Below are 19,449 nucleotides of genomic sequence, written 5' to 3'. Positions count from 1 at the left end.
TGCGAACATGAAAACGGGAGAGCCGCCGGCTCTCCCGTTTTCGTTTTCCGGCACCCGGTGCCGCCGTCTTTTCAGACCGCGGCGGCGAGGCGTACGTATGTACGTCCGTACGCCTCGCCGCCGCCCTGTACGTTCAGGCCCGCTCGGCCCAGCCCATGTAGTTCACGTCGAGATCGCGCGGGTTCAGCCGGAACTCGTCGGACAGCGGGTTGTAGGTGATGCCGGTCAGGTCGCGGATCGCCAGCCCTTCCGCGCGCACGGCGGCGGCCAGCTCGCCGGGGCGCAGGAACTGGCGCCAATTGTGGGTGCCGCGGGGCAGCCAGCGCAGGATGTACTCCGCCCCGACGATGGCCAGCGCGAAGGACTTCGGCGTGCGGTTCAGCGTCGCCAGGAACAGCGCGCCCCCCGGCGCGGTCAGCGCCGCGCAGGACTTCACGAACAGCGGCACGTCGGCGACATGCTCGATCACCTCCATCGCCAGCACGGCGTCGAAGCGCTCGCCGCTGGAGGCCAGGGCCTCGGCGGTGGTGGCGCGGTAGTCGACGGGGGTGCCGGTCTCCGCGGCGTGGGCGGCGGCGGTGCGGACGTTGCGCTCGGCCGCGTCCACGCCGACCACCGAGGCGCCCATGCGGGCCATGGGCTCGGACAGCAGGCCGCCGCCGCAGCCGATGTCGACGATGCGCAGCCCCTTCAGCGGCTCCGTTGCCAGCGGGTCGCGGCCGAAGCGGCGGCACAGCGTGTCGCGGATGTAGGCCAGCCGCAGCGGGTTCAGCCGGTGCAAGGGCCGGAACTTGCCCGCGGGGTCCCACCATTCCGCGGCAATGGCCGAAAAGCGGGCGATGTCCTGGGGGTCGACAGTGCCAGAGGTGCCTGCGGTTCCGGCGGTCGCGGTCATGAAGGAAATCCCGTATGCTTGGATTGCGAGAACAATTGCGGGGCGAACTTGCCTCGCTGTGATCGACAGAGTATGGATACGCCGCCCCGCGCCGGCAACGGTAGAGCGGGGGCGCGGACTGCCGGCTTTCTCGCCGGCCCAGATATGGTGTGAGGTATGGCGCGGATCGTCCTCAAGTTCGGCGGCACGTCGGTCGGCGACATCGACCGCATCAAGAACGTGGCCCGAAAGGTCGAGCAGGAAGTCAAGGCGGGGCATCAGGTCGCCGTCGTCGTGTCGGCGATGTCCGGCGTGACCAACCAGCTCGTGAAATACTGCAACGACATCGACAAGCTGCACGACGCGCGCGAGTACGACGCCATCGTCGCTTCGGGCGAGCAGGTGACCTCCGGTCTCCTCGCCATCGCGCTGCAGTCGCTCGGCATCCAGGCGCGGTCCTGGCTCGGCTGGCAGATTCCGATCTACAGCGACGAGACGCACGGCAAGGCGCGCATCGTGTCGATCGACACGGCGGAGCTGGACAAGCGGATGAACACCGGCGAGGTCGCCGTGGTCGCCGGTTTCCAGGGCGTGACCGAAAGCGGCCGCATCACCACGCTGGGCCGCGGCGGTTCCGACACCTCGGCGGTCGCCCTGGCGGCGGCGCTGAAGGCCGACCGCTGCGACATCTACACCGACGTGGACGGCGTCTACACCACCGACCCGCGAATCGTCACCAAGGCGCGCAAGCTCTCCAAGATCACCTATGAGGAGATGCTGGAGCTGGCGTCGCAGGGGGCGAAGGTCCTGCAGACCCGCTCGGTCGAGATGGCGATGAACCACCGCGTGCGCGTGCAGGTTCTGTCGAGCTTCGAGGAGGCCGCCGGCAGCGCGCTTCCCGGTACCCTTGTTGTTGACGAGGACGAGATCGTGGAAAAGGAAGTTGTGAGCGGCATCGCCTACAGCCGCGACGAGGCGAAGATCACCCTCATCGGCGTCGCCGACCGTCCGGGCGTGGCGGCCAGCATCTTCGGTCCGCTGACCGACGCCGCCGTCAATGTCGACATGATCGTCCAGAACGTGTCGGAAGACGGCAAGTCCACCGACATGACCTTCACGGTCGGCAAGGCCGACATCGCCCGCGCCGTCAAGGTGCTGGAGGACGCCCAGGCCGAGTTGAACTACAAGCGCATCGTCTCCGACGCCAACGTGGTGAAGGTGTCGGTGATCGGCGTCGGCATGCGCAGCCACGCCGGCGTCGCGCAGCGCATGTTCAAGGCGCTGGCCGACAAGGGCATCAACATCCAGGTCATCTCCACCTCCGAGATCAAGATCTCCGTCCTGATCGCCGAGGAGTATGCGGAGCTGGCGCTGCGCGCGCTGCACACCGCCTACGGGCTGGACGCGGCCTGAGCCGGGTGAAGGGGGAGGGGCGGCGATGACCGACGCCAGGTCCGACTCCAGGTCCGACGTGGTCGCAGGCGCCCGACTCGATCGGCTGTGGGAGCGTGGCTGCGCCTTCCTCGGCACGCGCACCGCCATCATGGGCGGCGCGATGAGCTGGGTGTCGGAACGCCACCTCGTCTCCGCCATCTCCAACGCCGGCGGCTTCGGCGTGCTGGCCTGCGGCTCGATGCCGCCGGACCTGCTGGCGGCGGAGATCGCCGCCACGCGGGCGCTGACCGCGAAGCCCTTCGGCGTCAACCTCATCAACATGCACCCGGACCTCGACCGTCTGATCGACGTCTGCCGGGAGCTGGCGGTGAGCCATGTGGTGATCGCCGGGGGCTTCCCCAGCGGCGCCACCATCAAGCGCATCAAGGACGGCGGTGCCCGCGCCATGACCTTCGCCCCGACGCTGGTCAGCGGCAGGCGGATGGTCAAGCTCGGCATCGACGCCCTGGTGATCGAGGGCACGGAGGCCGGCGGCCACATCGGACCCGTCTCCACCACCGTCCTGGCGCAGGAAATCCTGCCCGACCTGCGCGAGGTCCCGATCTTCGCGGCCGGCGGCATCGGGCGCGGCGAGGCCATCCTGTCCTATCTGGAGCAGGGGGCGGCGGGCGTGCAGATCGGCACCCGTTTCGTCTGCGCCACCGAATCCATCGCGCATCCGCGCTTCAAGCAGGTCTTCATCAGGGCCTCGGCGCGCGACGCCCAGGCGTCCGTGCAGATCGACCCGCGCTTCCCGGTGATTCCGGTGCGGGCGCTGACCAACGCCGGGTCCAAGCGCTTCATGGAGCTTCAGCGCGAGGTCATCGCCCGGGTGGACCGCGGCGAGACGACGCGCGACGAGGGCATCCTGGAGATCGAGCATTTCTGGGCCGGCGCGCTGCGCCGCGCGGTGATCGACGGCGACGTGGAAAGCGGCTCGCTGATGGCCGGGCAGAGCGTCGGGCTGGTCACGCGCGAGCAGCCGGTGGCCGAGATCATCGGCGACCTGATCGCCCAGGCCGAATCGGCGCTGGCCGCCCGCTGCCCGCAGACGGAAGCCGGCGACTTACCGGCCATCGGTCAATCGGCCACCGGTCAATCGGCCATCCTGGGGGCGGCATGAGATGAACGGCGTCGTGGGCGACATCCCCGCCAGTTCGCCGGGTTTCGACGGCGCCGCCTCGCGCCGCCTGCTGGCGCGGCTGCGCGACGTCATGGCGGGCTCCGGCTCCGGCCAGGAGCGGCTGGACAAGATCGTCACCCTGATCGGCATGGAGATGGGGGCGGATGTCTGCTCCTGCTACGTCATGCGGGCGGGCGAGGTGCTGGAGCTGTTCTCCACGCTCGGCCTGAATCAGGACGCCGTGCACAACACCCGCCTGCGCGTGGGCGAGGGCATCGTCGGCGACATCGCCGGCCACGCGCGGCCCATCGCGCTGGACAACGCGCCGTCGCACCCCAGCTTCGCCTATCGCCCCGAAACGGGGGAGGACCCGTTCCTGTCCCTGGCCGGCGTGCCGATCCTGCGCGGCGGCAAGGTCCGCGGCGTCCTGGTCATCCAGCACAAGGACCGCCGCCGCTACACCGAGGTCGAGGTCGAGACGCTCCAGACCATCGCCATGGTGGTGGCCGAACTGGTCGCCCAGGGCGAGCTGGTCAACCCCCAGGAGGTCGCTTCGACGGGCGACCCGGCGCTCCTGCCGGCCCGCCTGTCGGGCACGGCGCTGGCCAGCGGCCTGGCGACGGGGATGGCGGTGATCCACCGCCCGCAGCTCACCATCCGCCAGATGGTCGCCGAGGACGCCGAGAGCGAGCTGGTGCGGCTGAACACCGCCATCGCCACCATGCACAGCGCCATCGACGACCTGCTGAACGCGGCGGCGTTGGCGGGCTTGAGCGAGCCCAAGGACATCCTGGAAACCTACCGGATGTTCGCGGAGGACCGCGGGTGGCTGTCGCGCATCCGCGAGGCGATCCGCATGGGCCTGACGGCGGAGGCCGCGGTGCAGCAGGTGCAGAACGACACCCGCGCCCGCATGAGCCACCTGACCGACCCCTATATCCGTGAACGGCTGCTCGATCTGGAGGACCTGACCAACCGGCTGCTCCAGCACCTCGCCGGGCGCCGGTCGGAGGCGGCGGACGGCGGCACCCTGCCGGACGACATCATCCTGGTCGCGCGGTCCATGGGGCCGGCGGAACTGCTCGACTACGACCAGCGCCGCCTGCGCGGCGTGATCCTGGAGGAGGGCTCGCCGTCCAGCCACGTCTGCATCGTGGCCCGCGCGCTGAACATCCCGGTGGTGCAGGCGCCGGACGCGCTGAACCGGATCGAGCCGCTGGACCCGGTGATCGTCGACGGCGACCATGGGCAGGCCTTCGTCCGCCCGGCGGAAGACATCCAGATGGCCTTCGTGGAGGCTGTGGCGCTCCGCGCCCGCAAGGAGGAGATGTACGAGAAGATTCGTGCGCAGCCCTCCGTCACCCGGGACGGCGTGCCGATCTCCATCCAGCTGAACTGCGGCCTGCTGATCGACCTGCCGCATCTGAAGGCCAGCGGGGCGGAGGGGATCGGCCTCTACCGCACCGAAATCCCCTTCATGGTGCGCTCCACCTACCCGGACGTCCACGCGCAGACCGACCTCTACTCCCGCATCCTCGATCAGACCGACGACAAGCCGGTCGTCTTCCGCACGCTCGACGTCGGCGGCGACAAGATGCTGCCCTACATCGCCGCCAGCGAGGGAGAGGAGAATCCGGCGCTCGGCTGGCGGGCCATCCGCATCGGGCTGGACCACCCGTCGCTGCTGCGCCAGCAGCTGCGCGCCCTGCTGCGGGCGTCCGCCGGGCGCCCACTGTCGGTGATGTTCCCGATGATCGCCGAGGTGGCGGAGTTCGACGCCGCCCGCCGCCTGCTCGACCTGGAGATCAACCGGCTGGAGGGCCAGGGCGGCGAGCCGCCCAGCCGCGTGCGCGTCGGCACGATGATCGAGGTGCCGGCGCTGCTCTGGCAGTTGCCGGCCCTGCTGCCGCGGGTGGATTTCCTGTCGGTCGGCTCCAACGACCTGACCCAGTACATCTTCGCCAGCGACCGCGGCAACCCGCGCACCTCCGGCCGCTACGACCCGCTGTCTCCGGCCATGCTCAGCCTGCTGCGGCGGCTGGTCGAGGCCTGCGGCGACGCCGGCGTCCCGGTCAGCATCTGCGGCGAGATGGCCGGCCGGCCGCTCGACGCCATGGCGCTGATCGGCATCGGCTTCCGCAGCCTGTCGATGTCGCCGCCCTCGGTCGGGCCGGTGAAGACGATGCTGCGCTCGCTCGACGTGGCGGCGCTGCGCCAGTACATGAACGGGCTGTATCTGCGCGGTGACCACAGTCTGCGCGACAAGCTGCGCAGCTTCGCCAAGGACCACGGCGTCATCATCTGAGGCCGCGCCGACCGTTCCGGAATCATCCCCGGTATCGGCGTTTTGTTACAGCGGTCCGGACGAAGGGCGTATACAAGATGGCAGGATCACGGTCGTTCCCGGTTGCGCCGACCGCGCGGCTGGCGTACCCATGCCGGGGGTGCGACCATAAGTCATCCGAGGCGACGGTACGGTTGAGATGATGGGCAAGCGCAAGGTTTTCGGTTCCTACGACCCCGCGCAGGACGGCCCGGCGCAGACCGGCCCCAGCGTGTCCGACACCCTGCGCGAGACGCGCGAGAGCCTCGGCTACGACCTGCGCGAGGTCGCGACGATGCTGCGCATCCGCTATCCCTACCTGCAGGCCATCGAGGCGGGCCGGTTCGAGGACCTGCCGGGCACCACCTACGCCGCCGGCTTCCTGCGCTCCTACGCGGAATGCCTGGGACTCGACCCGGACACCATCCTCACCCGCTACAAGGACGAGGCGGCGGGCCGCACGCGCAGCCAGCAGCTCTATTTCCCGACCCCGGCGCCGGAAGGCCGCATTCCCGGCGGCACGGTCCTGCTCGGCACGATGGTGCTGGCGGGGATCGTCTATGGCGGCTGGTACTATCTGTCGGCGACCGACCGGTCGATGGTCGATCTGGTCCCGACCCTGCCCGACCGGCTGGTCTCGCTCCTCGACACGCTGCCCTTCAACGCCAGCCAGAACAGCGGCGGGCAAACCGCGTCGGTGCCGGTCGAGTCGCCCGCCGCTCCGGCGTCCGTCCCGACCGTGATGGCGGAGGCTCCGTCCGCGCCTCCGGTGGCCGCCCCGCCTGCGGCCGGTGGAGCGTCCACGGCGGTGCCCGCTCCGGTGGCCCCGGCTCCCGCCGCTCCGGCCCCGACCGCCCCGGCCCCCGTCTCTTCGGCTCCGGCGAAGCCCGCCCCGGCCCCTGCGGCGGTGGTCGCCCAGCCGGCACCGGCCGCTCCCGCCAAGCCGAACGCTCCCACGGCGGCCCCGGCTCCCGCTCCGGCCGCCGCGCCGTCGGCCATGGTGAACGTCCCGCCGCCCCCGGCCGAGGACGACGAGTCCGAAGGCGCCGCGCAGGAGCCGACCCCGCTCACCCCCGCCGCCCCGGCCATCGCCAGCCTGCCGCCCGCCGCCCCCGCGGCGCCTCCGCCCGCCGCGGACGGGGCGCTGCCGTCGAAGGTCTACGGCACGCAGAACGCGGCCTCGCGCATCCAGCTCCGCGCCACGCAGGACAGCTGGATCCAGGTGCGCGACAACAGCGGCGAGATCATCTTCACCCGCGTGCTGAAGCCGGGCGACGTCTACCGCGTGCCCGACCGTTCGGGCATCCGCGTGCGCACCGGCAACGCCGGCGGGCTGGTGGTGGTCACCGACGGGGTGGACGGCGCGCCGATGGGGGCGGTCGGGCAGGTGCTGCGCGACGTGTCGCTGGACCAGCACGCCCCGACCCTGCGCGGCGCGGCCCCCGCCCCTTGAAGACGGGGCATTCACGGCTTTTTCCCTTGAATCCGGCGCGGCGGACCGCACTTCAGGCGTGACGCCGGCTGCGCTATAAGACGCGCCGGACCCGATTCATGCCCCGAGGCCACAGCCCATGAGCAGCGTGCGCGCCTACCGCCAGATCCATCGCCGCAAGTCCCGCCAGATCCGGGTGGGCAACGTGCTCGTCGGCGGCGACGCGCCGATCTCGGTGCAGACGATGACCAACACGCCGACCGCCGACGTTGCCGCGACGGTGGCGCAGATTCAGGCGGCGGAGCGGGTGGGCGCCGACATCGTGCGCGTCTCCTGCCCCGACCAGGAATCGGCGCTGGCGCTGAAGCAGATCGTGCCGCAGGTGTCGGTGCCGATCGTCGCCGACATCCATTTCCACTACAAGCGCGCCATCGAGGCGGCGCAGAGCGGGGCGGCCTGCCTGCGCATCAACCCCGGCAACATCGGTTCGGCCGAGCGGGTGCGCGAGGTGGTGAAGGCGGCCAAGGACTATGGCTGCTCCATGCGCATCGGCGTCAACGCCGGCTCGCTGGAGCAGGACCTGCTGGAGAAGTACGGCGAGCCCTGCCCGGAGGCGCTGGTCGAGAGCGCCCTGAACCACGCCAAGATCCTGGAGGACCATGATTTCACCGAGTTCAAGATCTCGGTGAAGGCGTCCGACGTGTTCCTGGCCGTCGCCGCTTACCAGGGGCTGGCCGAGGCCTGCGACTATCCGCTGCACATCGGCATCACCGAGGCCGGCGGCCTGCGCGCCGGGACGGTGAAGTCGTCCATCGGGCTCGGCATGCTGCTGTGGTCGGGCATCGGCGACACCATCCGCGTGTCCCTGTCGGCCGAGCCGGCGGAGGAGGTCCAGGTCGGCTACGAGATGCTGAAGTCGCTGGGCCTGCGGCGGCGCGGCGTCACGGTCATCTCCTGCCCGAGCTGCGCGCGGCAGAACTTCAACGTCATCAAGACGGTGGAGACGCTGGAGGCGCGGCTGGCCCACATCACCACGCCGCTGACCCTGTCGGTCATCGGCTGCGTGGTCAACGGCCCCGGCGAGGCGCGCGAGACCGACATCGGCCTGACCGGCGGCGGCAACAACACCCATCAGGTCTATCTGTCCGGGGTCACCGACCATCGGCTGAAGGACCAGAACATCGTCGACCATCTCGTCGGGCTGGTCGAGAAGAAGGCCGCCGAGATCGAGTCTGCCAAGATCGAGTCGGCCAAGGCGGCGGAAAAAGCGGCGGAAAACGCCGCCGAGTGACGGAAGCGGCGCGGGCGGAAATTGAGTTAAGGACGCTCCGTGCCATCCGTGCTTAAATCCGCGGCAATCCTATCATTCTTGTGGGCCGTGCCGCGGCCTGGGCCAGAGTCAGAGTGACCGCTTCCTACTTCGTCATCGGCGCCAGCCACCGGTCCTGCTCCGGCGCGATCCGCGACCGTCTGACGACGGAGGAGGCGGAGGTTCCGGCGATGCTGGAGCGGCTGAACGCCGCCGGCATCACCCAGGCGATGTGGCTCAGCACCTGCGATCGGGTCGAGGTCCAGGCGGTCCACGAGCGCCCGAACGAGGCGGCGCTGATCATCGCCAGGATCATGGCGGAACGGGTGGGGCTGGGCGAGCCCGACCTCGCCGGGCAGCTCTACACCCTGACCGGGCCGGCGGCGGTGCGCCATGTTTTCGCCGTCGCCTGTTCGCTCGACAGCCAGATCATTGGTGAGCCGCACATCCTGGGGCAGGTCAAGGCCGCCCACCGCCACGCCGCCGCCGCCGGGCTGACCGGGCCGGAGCTGGAAGGGCTTCTCCAGGCCGCCTACGGCGCCGCCAAGCGGGTGCGCCGCGAGACGCCCATCGCCGAGGGCGCCACCTCGCTGGTCGCCGCGGCGGTCCAGGTGGCGCGCGACCTGCACGGCGACCTGAAGCGCTGCACCGGCCTGCTGATGGGGCTGGGCGACATGGGCGCCCTGGTGCTGGAGGGCCTGCGCGAGGCCGGGCTGGGGCGGCTGACCGTCGCCGCCCCGGTGGATCGCCGGGCCGAAGCGGCGGCGCGGCGCATGGACAGCCACTTCGCGCCCTGGGCCGATCTCGATTCGGCGCTGACCAGCGCGGATATCGTGGTGACCGCGGCGGGTCTGGGGCGCTATATCCTCTCCGCACCGCAGTTGGGGGCGGCGTTGAAGCGCCGCCGCCGGCGCCCGGTGTTCGTGGTGGACGCGGCGATCCCCGCCGACGTCGATCCGGACGTCGCCGGGCTGGACGAGGCCTTCGTCTACGACCTCGCCGACCTGGAGCGCGTGGCGCTGCAGGGACGGGTGGGGCGCGAGGCGGCGACCCAGGCGGCCTGGAGCATCGTGGACGAGGCCCTGGCGGCCTTCGCCCGCCACCGGGCCGAGCGCGCCGCGGTGCCCGCCGTGGCGGCCCTGCGGACGCATTTCGAGACGGAGCGGCGGCGCCTGCTGGACGAGCAGCGGGGACTGGACGCGGCGTCGGCGACGCGGCTTCTGGTCAACCGGCTGCTGCACGGCCCGTCGGAGGCGTTGCGCGCCATGGCGGCGGACCCGGACGGGGCCGGGCTGGCGGAGCGGGCGGCGGCGGAACGGCTGCTGTTCCGGCTGTTCCGGCTGGACGAGCCCGCCGGGAGCGATTTGGATAAGGACGAGCGACGTGAGCCTGGACGAGAAGTTCAATAGGGTCGTGGCCCGCCATGACGAGCTGCGGGACGCGATGGCGGCGGGGACGGTGGACCCGGCGGACTTCGCCCGGCTGTCGAAGGAATACGCCGACCTGACCCCGGTGGCCGAGGCCATCGGAGAGCTGAAGAAGGCGAAGGCCGAGGCGGCCGACCTCGCCGGTATGATCGCCGACCCGGCGGGCGACGCCGACATGAAGGCGCTGGCCGAGGAGGAGTTCGCCGACCTCACCCGCCGCATCCCCGCCCTGGAGCGCCGGGTGCAGATTTCCCTGCTGCCCAAGGACGAGGCGGACGAGAAGAACGCCATTCTGGAGGTGCGCGCCGGCACCGGCGGCGACGAGGCGGCCCTGTTCGCCGCGGAGCTGTTCGAGATGTACCGCCGCTACGCCGGGCTCCAGGGCTGGCGCTTCGAGACGATGGAGGTCAGCGAGACCGGCATCGGCGGCTACAAGGAGGCCATCGCCAACATCACCGGCCGCAACGTCTTCGCCCGGCTGAAGTTCGAGTCGGGCGTCCACCGCGTGCAGCGGGTGCCGGCGACCGAGACGCAGGGGCGCATCCACACCTCCGCCGCGACCGTCGCGGTGCTGCCGGAGGCGGAGGAGGTGGACATCCACATCGACGAGAAGGACCTGCGCATCGACGTGTTCCGCTCCAGCGGTCCCGGCGGCCAGTCGGTGAACACGACGGACAGCGCGGTGCGCATCACCCACTTGCCGACCGGCCTCGTCGTCAGCCAGCAGGACGAGAAGAGCCAGCACAAGAACAAGGCCAAGGCCCTGAAGGTGCTGCGCGCCCGCCTCTACGAGCGGGAGCGTGCGGAGAAGGACAAGGCCCGCGCCGCCGACCGCAAGAGCCAGGTGGGCTCCGGCGACCGGTCAGAGCGCATCCGCACCTACAACTTCCCGCAAGGGCGCGTGACCGACCACCGCATCAACCTGACGCTCTACAAGATCGAGAAGGTGATGGCCGGCGAGGCGCTGGACGAGCTGATCGACGCCCTGACGGCCGAGGACGAGGCGGCGCGGCTGTCGGAGCTGCAATAAGCGGTGGGTTGTCTATTCCCCCTTCACCGCCAACGGCGGGGGAGGGTCGGGGAGGGGGCCGAGCGCGTCGCCGATCATGCGCGCCACGCCCTCCGCGTTGTTCAGCACGTCGTTGTTCCAGAAGCGCAGGACCCGCCAGCCATGGTGCCGAAGATGCTCGTCCCAGGCGGAGTCGTAGGCGCAGTCGGCGTGCTGGCCGCCGTCCGCCTCAACCACCAGCCGCGCTTCGACGCAGGCGAAGTCCGCGATGTAGGGAGGGATCGGGTGCTGACGCCGAAAGTACCATCCACTGATCTGACGCCGCACAATCGCCCAAAGCTTGCGCTCCGCGTCGGTCGGAACATGGCGCATGGTTCGGGCGCGGGCGCGCGTGTCTTCCTTGATGCGGGGCATGGCGGGCAACCTCTCGCCCCCTCCCTAACCCTCCCCCGCTGCGCGGTGGAGGGAACAAAGCGACGCAGCGTTCAAGCTCCCTCCACCGCCAACGGCGGGGGAGGGCTGGGGAGGGGGCCATGACCATCACGCTTCACCAACTCCGCCGCACCGCCGAGGCGCGCCTGCGTGAAGCCGGGGTGGACACTCCCGACCTCGACGCGCGCCTTCTCGTCGAACACGCGCTGGGCGTCACCCGCCACGACCTGTTCACCCGGGCCAACGACCCCGTCCCGGAGCCCGACGCGGCCCGGGTCCTCGCCCTGATCGAGCGGCGGGCGGCGCGGGAGCCGGTGGGGCGCATCCTCGGCCATCGCGAGTTCTGGACGATCGACCTCGCCCTCAACCCGGACACCCTCGAACCCCGTCCCGACACCGAGACGCTGGTCGAGGCGGTGCTGAAGGCCCTGCCCGACCGGACCGCCCCGCTGCGGCTGCTCGACCTCGGCACCGGCACCGGCTGCATCCTGCTCGCCCTGCTCGCGGAGTTGCCCAACGCCAGCGGCCTCGGCGTCGATCTCAGCCCCGGCGCGGTGGCCGCCGCCACGGAAAACGCGGCGCGCAACGGGCTGGCGGAGCGGGCGCGCTTCCAGACCGGCAACTGGGGCGCCTGGCTGGACGAACGGTTCGCCGTCATCGTCTCCAACCCCCCCTACATCCCCAGCGCCGACATCGCCGCGCTCGATCCGGAGGTGCGGGAACACGACCCGCTGCGCGCGCTGGACGGCGGCGCCGATGGGCTGGACGCCTACCGGATCATCGCCGCTCAGACGCCGGGTCTGCTCCAGCCGGGCGGTCTGGCCGGGTTAGAGGTCGGGCAGGGGCAGGCGGCGGACGTGGCCGGGCTGCTGGTCGCCGCGGGACTGGAGCCGGCGGGCGTCTTCCGGGATCTGGGCGGCGTGGACCGCTGCGTCCTGGGGTGGAAGCGGTCGTGATTTCGCCCCATCCCCCCAAAAAAAAGGTTGGATTGACGCGCGGTCCCCAGTAGGGTGCAAGGACGACGATGGCCCGGGGACGATCATCCCAGGGCGTACCCATGACCTCCGGAAACCCCGCGCGGTTGGGCGGACGTCCGAGAAGGCAGACCGGTTGATCGGTTGGGCGCGTCGATTTGATCCCTGCGACCCATCCGCGGTTGGTTCCGCGGCGGGCCCGGCGACCGGATGGTCAGCCAGGGCGTTCGCGGGATTGCACTTCTCTTACATGGGGCCATAAGAGCCAAATGAGACAAGGACCGAACTCCAGGCGCTCGCGCGGTCGTGGCAACGGCGGCGGTGGTGGCGGAGGTGGCGGCGGCGGCGGCGGTGGCAGCCGTCGGCAGAACGTTCCGCTGCGTCACCAGACCTTCGACAGCAATGGTCCGGACGTGCGCATCCGCGGCAACGCGTGGCAGGTCCATGAAAAGTATCTGGCGCTGGCCCGCGACGCCTCCTCGTCCGGCGACCGCGTCCAGGCGGAAAACTACCTTCAGCATGCGGAGCATTACTTCCGCATCATCAACCAGATCCAGGAATCCGAAAACCGCCAGCGCGGCAACGTCGGCGCCGCTGGTCTCGGCCCGCAGCCCAGCGTGGGCAATTCGGCGGAGGACGAGGACGACGGCGAGATGGGCGACGAGTCCGACACCGCCGCCGACGAACGCACCCCGATGAGCGCCTGATACGACTACCCGATGTCCGTCAGTCCTGAGGCCGGCGACTCGCGGTTTCAGGGCTGGCCGGCTTCAGGCCTGACGGATTTCAGGATAGCGTGTTTTTCAGGCCGGCAGGCCTTCGGCCAGCGCCACCGGGTCGCCCACCGCGATCCGGCCCCCATGCACCACCCGGGCATAGACGCCGCACTGCGTGTGGTCGTAACCGCGCTCCAGAATGGGAAGCGTGTTGAGGTCGCGCGCGCCGGTCGCCGGATTGACCTCGCTGGAGGGCCGGCAATCCTTGTGGTCGCAGATGCGCAGGGTGACCTCGCCGATGGTCAGCAACGCACCGATCCACTGGCGTTCCACCCAGGGCTCCAGCCCGTCGATCATCAGGTTGGCGCGGAAGCGGCGCGGGTCGACCGGCTGTTTGGCCACCCGCTCCTCCAGATCGCGCACGCTGGCGAGATTGAGGATGGAGACCGCGGCCTCCTCCCGGTCGGTGAAGGAAAAACCGCCGCCCTGCGCCGGGTTCCTGGCCTCGGCCAGCTTGGGCAGGCCGGGAGCTGCCCCCGCCAGATAGGCGGCGAAGAACTGCTCCACCAGCATCCGGCCCATCGGCTGGTCCAGGCGCCCGCGCGACACCTGCTTGCCGCCGCGCCGGATGATCAGCGACTGGGTGGCCTCGTCGAATTCGGAGTCAAGCAGCGCCAGCTTCTCGTTCCGGTCGAGCGTGAAGAAATCCTCGTTGGGGCGCCAGCCCTCGACATCCGGGGTCAGCGCCGCCGGGCCGTGCAGAAGGCCGAAGCGCCGGTCAAAGGGGAGGGGTTGGCCGGTGACGAGGTCAACGGCGGGAAGATCCTGGCCGCTCAACCCCTTCACGGGGTAGCGGCGTATGGTGGCGACGGTCGCGGGCATTGCATCGCACAATGGTGGGACCGGTTCGCTTCTGTCAACCGTCGCAATCGAAAACCGTCACCAGCGCTCGGCCAAAGGCTCCCGACCCTGGAACTCGGCGATTCGCCGCCGCGTCGCGGGGGAGGTGTCCTCCGGCAGCCGGTCCAGCGGGAAGAAGCGCGCCTCCAGGATCTCCACCCCGTCGGCCTGGAGCGTTCCCGACCATCCGCGCGCGACGAAGACCGCCACATGGTCGCTCGCCCCGTGCCGGAAGCGGGCGTAGACGCCGAAGGGCTGCGGGCCGCTCTCCACGGTCAACCCGACCTCCTCGCGCACCTCGCGCTTCATGGCCTCCACCAGGGACTCCCCTTTTCCGACTCCGCCGCCCGGGAAATGCCAGCCGCCGACGTAGCTGTGGCGGATCAGCAGGACCGAGGCCGCGCCGCCTCCAGGGTCCGAGTCGTCGAGGATGATCCCGCGCACCCCCATGGTCAGCGGGCGCGCCACCCAATGCCACATGTTGCGGCCGTGCCAGGCCAGCCGCATCAGAGGGGTGGTCAGGGCGGGTCGCAGTGCCTTGGGCGAAGGGGCGCGCGGGGTGCTGGTGGGCGTGGCCGTCATGAAGGCGGGAGTCCGTGGCATTGGGCGAAAACCCTAGCCTTTTCCCACGGGCCGCGGAAAGCCACCCTTTCGGCGCGGGTCCGACAAAAGCAATAACCACGCATACCGGGGGGTCTTGCATACGGATGGGACTCTCCCACATCTACGGCGACGCATGCATCCTTGCGGATCGCACTGGTAACGTGGATCGGACTGACCGGGCTGCCTCGCGGACGGTCGGCGATGAAGGGAGCACACCATGGACTTCGAAAAATACACCGAGCGCAGCCGTGGCTTCGTGCAGGCGGCGCAGACCCTGGCCCTGCGGCGCGGCCACCAGCGGCTGACGCCGGAACATCTGCTGAAGACCCTTCTGGACGACAAGGAAGGCTTGGCCGCCAACCTGATCCGTGCGGCCGGCGGCGACCCCGCCCTGGCGCTGTCGGGTGTGGACGCCGAGCTGGACAAGCAGCCCAAGGTGGAGGGCGCGGGCGCCGGGCAGGTGTACCTGACGCCGGAACTGTCCCGCGTGTTCGAGCAGGCCGAGACGGTCGCCAAGAAGGCCGGCGACAGCTACGTCACGGCGGAGCGCATCCTGCTGGCGCTCGCCATGGCCGACGGCACGCCGTCCGCCGCCGTGCTGAAGCGCGCGGGCGTCACCCCGCAGGCGCTGAACACCGCGATCAACGAGGTGCGCAAGGGCCGCACCGCCGACACCGCCAGCGCCGAGCAGGGCTACGACGCGCTGAAGAAATACGCCCGCGACCTGACCGAGTCGGCGCGCGAGGGCAAGCTCGACCCCGTCATCGGGCGCGATGAGGAGATCCGCCGCACCATCCAGGTGCTGGCCCGCCGCACCAAGAACAACCCCGTCCTGATCGGCGAGCCGGGCGTCGGCAAGACCGCCATCGTCGAGGGACTCGCCCAGCGCATCGTCAAGGGCGACGTGCCGGAAGGGCTGAAGAACAAGAAGCTGCTGTCGCTCGACCTCGCCGGCATGGTGGCCGGCGCCAAATACCGCGGCGAGTTCGAGGAGCGGCTGAAGGCCGTGCTCCAGGAGATCCAGGCGGCGGCGGGCGAGATCATCGTCTTCATCGACGAGCTGCACACCCTGGTCGGCGCCGGCAAGGCGGATGGCGCCATGGACGCCTCCAACATGCTGAAGCCGGCGCTGGCGCGCGGCGAGCTGCACTGCGTCGGCGCGACCACGCTGGACGAGTACCGCAAGCACATCGAGAAGGACGCGGCGCTGGCCCGGCGCTTCCAGCCCGTCTTCGTGCCCGAGCCGACGGTGGAGGACACCATCTCCATCCTGCGCGGCCTGAAGGAGCGCTACGAGGTGCACCACGGCGTGCGCATCACCGACGCGGCCATCGTTTCGGCGGCGACCCTGTCGAACCGCTACATCACCGACCGCTTCCTGCCCGACAAGGCCATCGACCTGATCGACGAGGCGGCCAGCCGCCTGCGCATGGCCGTGGACAGCAAGCCGGAGACCATCGACGAGCTGGACCGCCGCATCATCCAGCTCAAGATCGAGCGGGAGGCGCTGAAGCGCGAGTCCGACGAGGCCTCGCGCGCCCGGCTCGCCAACCTGGAAGGCGAACTGGCCGACCTGGAGCAGGAATCCGCCGAGCTGACCGCCAAGTGGCAGGCCGAGAAGGACCAGCTCCAGGGCGCGCAGAAGATCAAGGAGGACCTGGAGAAGGCCCGCACCGAGCTGGAGCAGGCCCAGCGCGACGGCAACTGGGGCCGCGCCGGCGAGCTGGCCTACGGCGTCATCCCGGACCTGGAGAAGCGGTTGAAGGAGGCGGAGGCCCACGCCGCCAACCGCATGCTGAACGAGGAGGTGCGCGACAGCGACATCGCCGCCGTGGTCAGCCGCTGGACCGGCGTGCCGGTGGACAAGATGCTGGCCGGCGAGCGGGAAAAGCTGCTGGCGATGGAAACCCGCTTGAAGACCCGCGTGATCGGCCAGGACGAGGCCATCGTGGCGGTGTCCAACGCGGTGCGCCGCGCCCGCGCCGGCCTGCAGGACCCCAACCGGCCGATCGGCTCCTTCCTGTTCCTTGGGCCCACCGGCGTCGGCAAGACCGAGCTGACCAAGGCGCTGGCCGAGTTCCTGTTTGACGACGAGACGGCGATGGTCCGGCTCGACATGTCGGAATACATGGAGAAGCACTCGGTCGCCCGCATGATCGGCGCCCCTCCGGGCTATGTCGGCTATGAGGAGGGCGGGGCGCTGACAGAGGCGGTGCGCCGCCGGCCCTATCAGGTCGTGCTGTTCGACGAGGTCGAGAAGGCCCATCCCGACGTCTTCAACGTGCTGCTCCAGGTGCTCGACGACGGGCGTCTGACCGACGGGCAGGGGCGGACGGTGGATTTCCGCAACGTGGTCATCATCATGACCTCGAACCTCGGCTCCGAGGTGCTGGCGGCCCAGCCGGAAGGCCAGGACAGCGGCGCCGTGCGCGACGAGGTGATGGAGGTGGTGCGCGCCCACTTCCGGCCGGAGTTCCTGAACCGGCTGGACGAGATCCTGCTGTTCCACCGCCTGGACCGCAGCCACATGGGCGGGATCGTGACGATCCAGCTCGGCCGGCTGGTCAGGATGCTGGCCGACCGCGACATCACGCTGGAGGTGGACGAGGCGGCGACGCAGTGGCTGGCCGAGGCCGGCTACGACCCGGTCTACGGCGCGCGTCCGCTGAAGCGGGTGATCCAGCGGGAGCTTCAGAACCCGCTGGCCACCATGATTCTGGAGGGCCGCGTCGCCGACGGCCAGACGGTCAAGGTGGGGGCGGAAGGCGGCGAGCTGACCATCAACGGCCTGCTCGTCTCCGCCCAGGTGCGCAGCGCCGCGACGCAGCCGGTGACCACCGTTCATTGAGGGTGTGCATTGATGATGCGGGCGGGGGGCCTTTCGCGAGGCCCCTCGTTCGTCACGTCACCACGAATTCCCGCGCCACCGCTGCGAAGTGGCAGGAGGCCGCCACCACGACCAGCGCGTGCCAGACCGGGATGTTGTAGGGCAGGCGGTCCAGCGTGTGGATGAAGGCCCCCACCGTGTAGACCACCCCGCCGACCGCCAGCAGGATCAGCGTCGTCGGGGACAGCGACCGCCACAGCGGTTCGGCCACCGACAGGATGGCCCAGCCGAGGCCGAGATAGAGCACGAAGCCCAGCCGTTCGTACCGCCAGGAGGCGAACAGCTTCAGCGCCACGCCGCCCAGCGCCACCACCCACACCGCGACGCCCAGCGGGAGTCCCGCGGCGCCATCCAGCCGGTTCAGGGTGAAGGGGGTGTAGCTGCCGGCGATCATCACATAGATCATCGCGTGATCGACCCGCCGCAACATCGCCTTGCGCCGCCCCGGCGGGGCCAGGTTGTAGGCGGCCGACGCGCTCAGCATGCCGACCAGCCCGGCGCCGTAGGCGACCAGCGACACCATCTCGGTCGCGGAGGCATGGCCCGCCGTCACGACCAGCAGCCAGGACGCGCCGATCAGGCCGGCGATCACGCCGATGGCGTGGATGACCGCGTCCGCCACACGCTCCCCCGCCGTGTGGACGGGAAACTCGAAGCAGGAATCGGGTTTCATGGAACCAGCCTGCCGGAAAGCCGGGCGGATGGAAAGCCCTCCCCCCGGCACTCCACCCCATCGGAATCGTTAACCCCGCAGGGTTGGGCGGGGCGGATGGACTTGTCTCCCGGACAATAAAAGGCGGGCAGGCAGGCCGTCGCAGCGCTATGGTCCGCAGCCCGACGCGGTTCCACGGACCGGTTCAAGAAGACACTTCAGAACGATCATGACCAGACGATCCAGCTTCGCCGCCGGCGCCCGCGACACCCTGCCGATGGTCATCGGCGCGGCGCCCTTCGGGGTGATCTTCGGCACGCTGGTGGCCGCCGGGCCGCTGGTGGCGTGGCAGGGGCAGCTCATGTCCCTCTCGGTCTTCGCCGGTTCCAGCCAGTTCATCGCGCTGGGGCTGGTGGCTGGGCACGCCGGGCTGGCGGTGATCTGGCTGACCACCCTGATCGTGAATCTGCGCCACGCCCTCTACGCCGCCACGCTGCTGCCGCACGTCGCCCATCTGCCGGCGCGCTGGCGCTGGACGCTGGGCTTCTTCCTGACGGACGAGACCTTCGCGGTGATGGCCGGCTATTACGCCCGGCATCCGCGGGCGCCGCTGGGGCACTGGTATTTCCTGGGTTCCTGCCTGTCGATGTACGCGAACTGGCAGTTCTGGACCCTGGTCGGCCTGCTGTTCGGCGCGGCCTTCCCACAGCTCCAGTCGCTGGGGCTCGACTTCGCGATGGTCGCCACCTTCATCGCCATCGTCGTGCCGCAGCTCGCCAGCCTGCCCAACTTCGCGGCAGCGGTGGCGGCGGGGGCCGTGGCCTATCTGGGGCAGGACGTGCCCTACAAGCTGGGGCTGATGGCCGCCGTGGTGGCCGGCGTCACCGTCGGGATGGCCCTGCAGCGCTGGCGCTCCGGCGGGCTGGAGGCCGGGCGGCGGGAGGAGGAAGCGGCATGACCGGGACCGTCCTGACCAACACCGTCATGATCCTGGGCATGGCGGCGGTGACCGTCTTCGTGAAGGCGGCGCTGTTCGTGCTCGGCGACCGGGTGGTCTTCCCGCCACTGCTGAAGCAGGCGCTGGGCTTCGTCCCGGTGACCGTGCTGACCGCCATCATCGTGCCGATGATCCTGTCCCCGAACGGCGAGGGGCTGGAGCTGACCTGGAGGAACCCGCAGCTGGTCGGCGCGCTGGCCGCCGTGCTCGCCTGCGTGGTGACGGGCAAGCAACTCTTCACCATTGCCGTGGCGCTGGGCGTCTTCTTCGCCTGGCAATTGGGCGTCCTCGCGTAAGGGCTGGGCTAAGGGTCGGCGCCACTTTCCTGCCACAAACAGTGCATAGCCGTTCTGCCGC

17 protein-coding genes are annotated in these 19,449 nt (G+C 70.2%); 12 read left to right on the top strand and 5 right to left on the bottom strand.

Annotated features, from left to right (window positions below):
- Nucleotides 1-133: 133 nt before the first annotated feature.
- Nucleotides 134-895, bottom strand: coding sequence for a bifunctional 2-polyprenyl-6-hydroxyphenol methylase/3-demethylubiquinol 3-O-methyltransferase UbiG (gene ubiG / locus DS837_RS21195; protein WP_149166564.1), 762 nt, complete (start codon nucleotides 893-895; stop codon nucleotides 134-136).
- A 156-nt stretch (nucleotides 896-1,051) separates the two neighbouring features.
- Between ubiG and DS837_RS21190 the strand changes: the two genes are divergently transcribed.
- The 7 genes from DS837_RS21190 to prfA all read left to right on the top strand — a co-directional run bounded on the left by DS837_RS21190 (nucleotide 1,052) and on the right by prfA (nucleotide 10,952).
- A complete protein-coding gene (locus tag DS837_RS21190; protein ID WP_040133868.1) occupies nucleotides 1,052-2,287 on the top strand; it encodes an aspartate kinase in 1,236 nt (411 codons plus the stop codon).
- Between the two features lie 25 nt (nucleotides 2,288-2,312).
- Entirely contained in the window at nucleotides 2,313-3,431 is a 1,119-nt protein-coding gene (locus tag DS837_RS21185; protein WP_149166563.1) for an NAD(P)H-dependent flavin oxidoreductase, read from the top strand.
- Between the two features lies 1 nt (nucleotide 3,432).
- A complete protein-coding gene (gene ptsP, locus DS837_RS21180) occupies nucleotides 3,433-5,736 on the top strand; it encodes a phosphoenolpyruvate--protein phosphotransferase (protein WP_149166562.1) in 2,304 nt (767 codons plus the stop codon).
- Nucleotides 5,737-5,914: 178 nt separating this feature from the next.
- Nucleotides 5,915-7,207, top strand: coding sequence for a helix-turn-helix domain-containing protein (locus tag DS837_RS21175; protein ID WP_247890057.1), 1,293 nt, complete (start codon nucleotides 5,915-5,917; stop codon nucleotides 7,205-7,207).
- A gap of 118 nt (nucleotides 7,208-7,325) precedes the next feature.
- Nucleotides 7,326-8,477: a flavodoxin-dependent (E)-4-hydroxy-3-methylbut-2-enyl-diphosphate synthase gene (gene ispG, locus DS837_RS21170; protein WP_149166561.1), complete on the top strand. Its 1,152-nt coding sequence runs from the start codon at nucleotides 7,326-7,328 to the stop codon at nucleotides 8,475-8,477.
- Between the two features lie 113 nt (nucleotides 8,478-8,590).
- Nucleotides 8,591-9,904, top strand: a complete 1,314-nt coding sequence (gene hemA / locus DS837_RS21165) for a glutamyl-tRNA reductase (protein WP_149166560.1) — start codon at nucleotides 8,591-8,593, stop codon at nucleotides 9,902-9,904.
- On the top strand, nucleotides 9,879-10,952 hold the full coding sequence (prfA, locus tag DS837_RS21160; RefSeq protein WP_149166559.1) for a peptide chain release factor 1: 1,074 nt from the start codon (nucleotides 9,879-9,881) through the stop codon (nucleotides 10,950-10,952). The genes hemA and prfA overlap by 26 nt, the downstream gene beginning before the upstream one ends.
- 12 nt (nucleotides 10,953-10,964) lie before the next feature.
- On the opposite strand, the gene DS837_RS21155 is transcribed toward prfA, so the two are convergent.
- Nucleotides 10,965-11,345 carry an endonuclease domain-containing protein gene (locus DS837_RS21155; RefSeq protein WP_149166558.1) on the bottom strand — a complete coding sequence of 127 codons (381 nt, stop codon included), beginning with the start codon at nucleotides 11,343-11,345 and terminating at the stop codon, nucleotides 10,965-10,967.
- A 119-nt stretch (nucleotides 11,346-11,464) separates the two neighbouring features.
- Here DS837_RS21155 and prmC point away from each other — a divergent pair, with 119 nt between their 5' ends.
- Nucleotides 11,465-12,319, top strand: a complete 855-nt coding sequence (gene prmC / locus DS837_RS21150; protein WP_149166557.1) for a peptide chain release factor N(5)-glutamine methyltransferase — start codon at nucleotides 11,465-11,467, stop codon at nucleotides 12,317-12,319.
- A 287-nt stretch (nucleotides 12,320-12,606) separates the two neighbouring features.
- Nucleotides 12,607-13,044, top strand: coding sequence for a DUF4167 domain-containing protein (locus DS837_RS21145; RefSeq protein ID WP_149166556.1), 438 nt, complete (start codon nucleotides 12,607-12,609; stop codon nucleotides 13,042-13,044).
- 96 nt (nucleotides 13,045-13,140) lie between these two features.
- Here the strand turns inward: DS837_RS21145 and DS837_RS21140 are convergent, their stop codons facing one another.
- Together DS837_RS21140 and DS837_RS21135 are read right to left on the bottom strand one after the other, a co-directional pair.
- Nucleotides 13,141-13,935 (bottom strand): MOSC domain-containing protein, encoded by a 795-nt coding sequence (locus DS837_RS21140; RefSeq protein ID WP_149166555.1) that lies wholly within the window; start codon nucleotides 13,933-13,935, stop codon nucleotides 13,141-13,143.
- 57 nt (nucleotides 13,936-13,992) lie between these two features.
- A complete protein-coding gene (locus DS837_RS21135; protein WP_149166554.1) occupies nucleotides 13,993-14,535 on the bottom strand; it encodes an NUDIX domain-containing protein in 543 nt (180 codons plus the stop codon).
- Nucleotides 14,536-14,773: 238 nt separating this feature from the next.
- On the opposite strand from DS837_RS21135, the gene clpB reads away from it, so the two are divergent.
- A complete protein-coding gene (gene clpB / locus DS837_RS21130; RefSeq protein ID WP_149166553.1) occupies nucleotides 14,774-17,404 on the top strand; it encodes an ATP-dependent chaperone ClpB in 2,631 nt (876 codons plus the stop codon).
- Nucleotides 17,405-17,456: 52 nt separating this feature from the next.
- Here the strand turns inward: clpB and trhA are convergent, their stop codons facing one another.
- Entirely contained in the window at nucleotides 17,457-18,116 is a 660-nt protein-coding gene (trhA, locus tag DS837_RS21125) for a PAQR family membrane homeostasis protein TrhA (RefSeq protein WP_149166552.1), read from the bottom strand.
- A 208-nt stretch (nucleotides 18,117-18,324) separates the two neighbouring features.
- Between trhA and DS837_RS21120 the strand changes: the two genes are divergently transcribed.
- Both DS837_RS21120 and DS837_RS21115 read left to right on the top strand, forming a co-directional pair.
- Nucleotides 18,325-19,053: an AzlC family ABC transporter permease gene (locus DS837_RS21120; protein WP_149166551.1), complete on the top strand. Its 729-nt coding sequence runs from the start codon at nucleotides 18,325-18,327 to the stop codon at nucleotides 19,051-19,053.
- Nucleotides 19,050-19,388: an AzlD domain-containing protein gene (locus DS837_RS21115; protein ID WP_211102372.1), complete on the top strand. Its 339-nt coding sequence runs from the start codon at nucleotides 19,050-19,052 to the stop codon at nucleotides 19,386-19,388. Before DS837_RS21120 ends, DS837_RS21115 begins: the two co-directional genes overlap by 4 nt.
- Nucleotides 19,389-19,449 lie beyond the last annotated feature (61 nt).

This window comes from Azospirillum brasilense (assembly GCF_008365405.1).
Classification (GTDB): domain Bacteria; phylum Pseudomonadota; class Alphaproteobacteria; order Azospirillales; family Azospirillaceae; genus Azospirillum; species Azospirillum brasilense_D.
Note: the sequence above shows the minus strand (reverse complement) of the source record. Positions and strands in the feature narration are given on the sequence as shown.

What these genes read in the sequence shown, in the direction of transcription:
- ubiG (WP_149166564.1), bottom strand. Translation starts at nt 895, where the DNA reads ATGACCGCGACCGCCGGAACCGCAGGCACCTCTGGCACTGTCGACCCC.
- DS837_RS21190 (WP_040133868.1), top strand. Translation starts at nt 1,052, where the DNA reads ATGGCGCGGATCGTCCTCAAGTTCGGCGGCACGTCGGTCGGCGACATC.
- DS837_RS21185 (WP_149166563.1), top strand. Translation starts at nt 2,313, where the DNA reads ATGACCGACGCCAGGTCCGACTCCAGGTCCGACGTGGTCGCAGGCGCC.
- ptsP (WP_149166562.1), top strand. Translation starts at nt 3,433, where the DNA reads ATGAACGGCGTCGTGGGCGACATCCCCGCCAGTTCGCCGGGTTTCGAC.
- DS837_RS21175 (WP_247890057.1), top strand. Translation starts at nt 5,915, where the DNA reads ATGATGGGCAAGCGCAAGGTTTTCGGTTCCTACGACCCCGCGCAGGAC.
- ispG (WP_149166561.1), top strand. Translation starts at nt 7,326, where the DNA reads ATGAGCAGCGTGCGCGCCTACCGCCAGATCCATCGCCGCAAGTCCCGC.
- DS837_RS21155 (WP_149166558.1), bottom strand. Translation starts at nt 11,345, where the DNA reads ATGCCCCGCATCAAGGAAGACACGCGCGCCCGCGCCCGAACCATGCGC.
- prmC (WP_149166557.1), top strand. Translation starts at nt 11,465, where the DNA reads ATGACCATCACGCTTCACCAACTCCGCCGCACCGCCGAGGCGCGCCTG.
- DS837_RS21145 (WP_149166556.1), top strand. Translation starts at nt 12,607, where the DNA reads ATGAGACAAGGACCGAACTCCAGGCGCTCGCGCGGTCGTGGCAACGGC.
- DS837_RS21140 (WP_149166555.1), bottom strand. Translation starts at nt 13,935, where the DNA reads ATGCCCGCGACCGTCGCCACCATACGCCGCTACCCCGTGAAGGGGTTG.
- DS837_RS21135 (WP_149166554.1), bottom strand. Translation starts at nt 14,535, where the DNA reads ATGACGGCCACGCCCACCAGCACCCCGCGCGCCCCTTCGCCCAAGGCA.
- clpB (WP_149166553.1), top strand. Translation starts at nt 14,774, where the DNA reads ATGGACTTCGAAAAATACACCGAGCGCAGCCGTGGCTTCGTGCAGGCG.
- trhA (WP_149166552.1), bottom strand. Translation starts at nt 18,116, where the DNA reads ATGAAACCCGATTCCTGCTTCGAGTTTCCCGTCCACACGGCGGGGGAG.
- DS837_RS21120 (WP_149166551.1), top strand. Translation starts at nt 18,325, where the DNA reads ATGACCAGACGATCCAGCTTCGCCGCCGGCGCCCGCGACACCCTGCCG.
- DS837_RS21115 (WP_211102372.1), top strand. Translation starts at nt 19,050, where the DNA reads ATGACCGGGACCGTCCTGACCAACACCGTCATGATCCTGGGCATGGCG.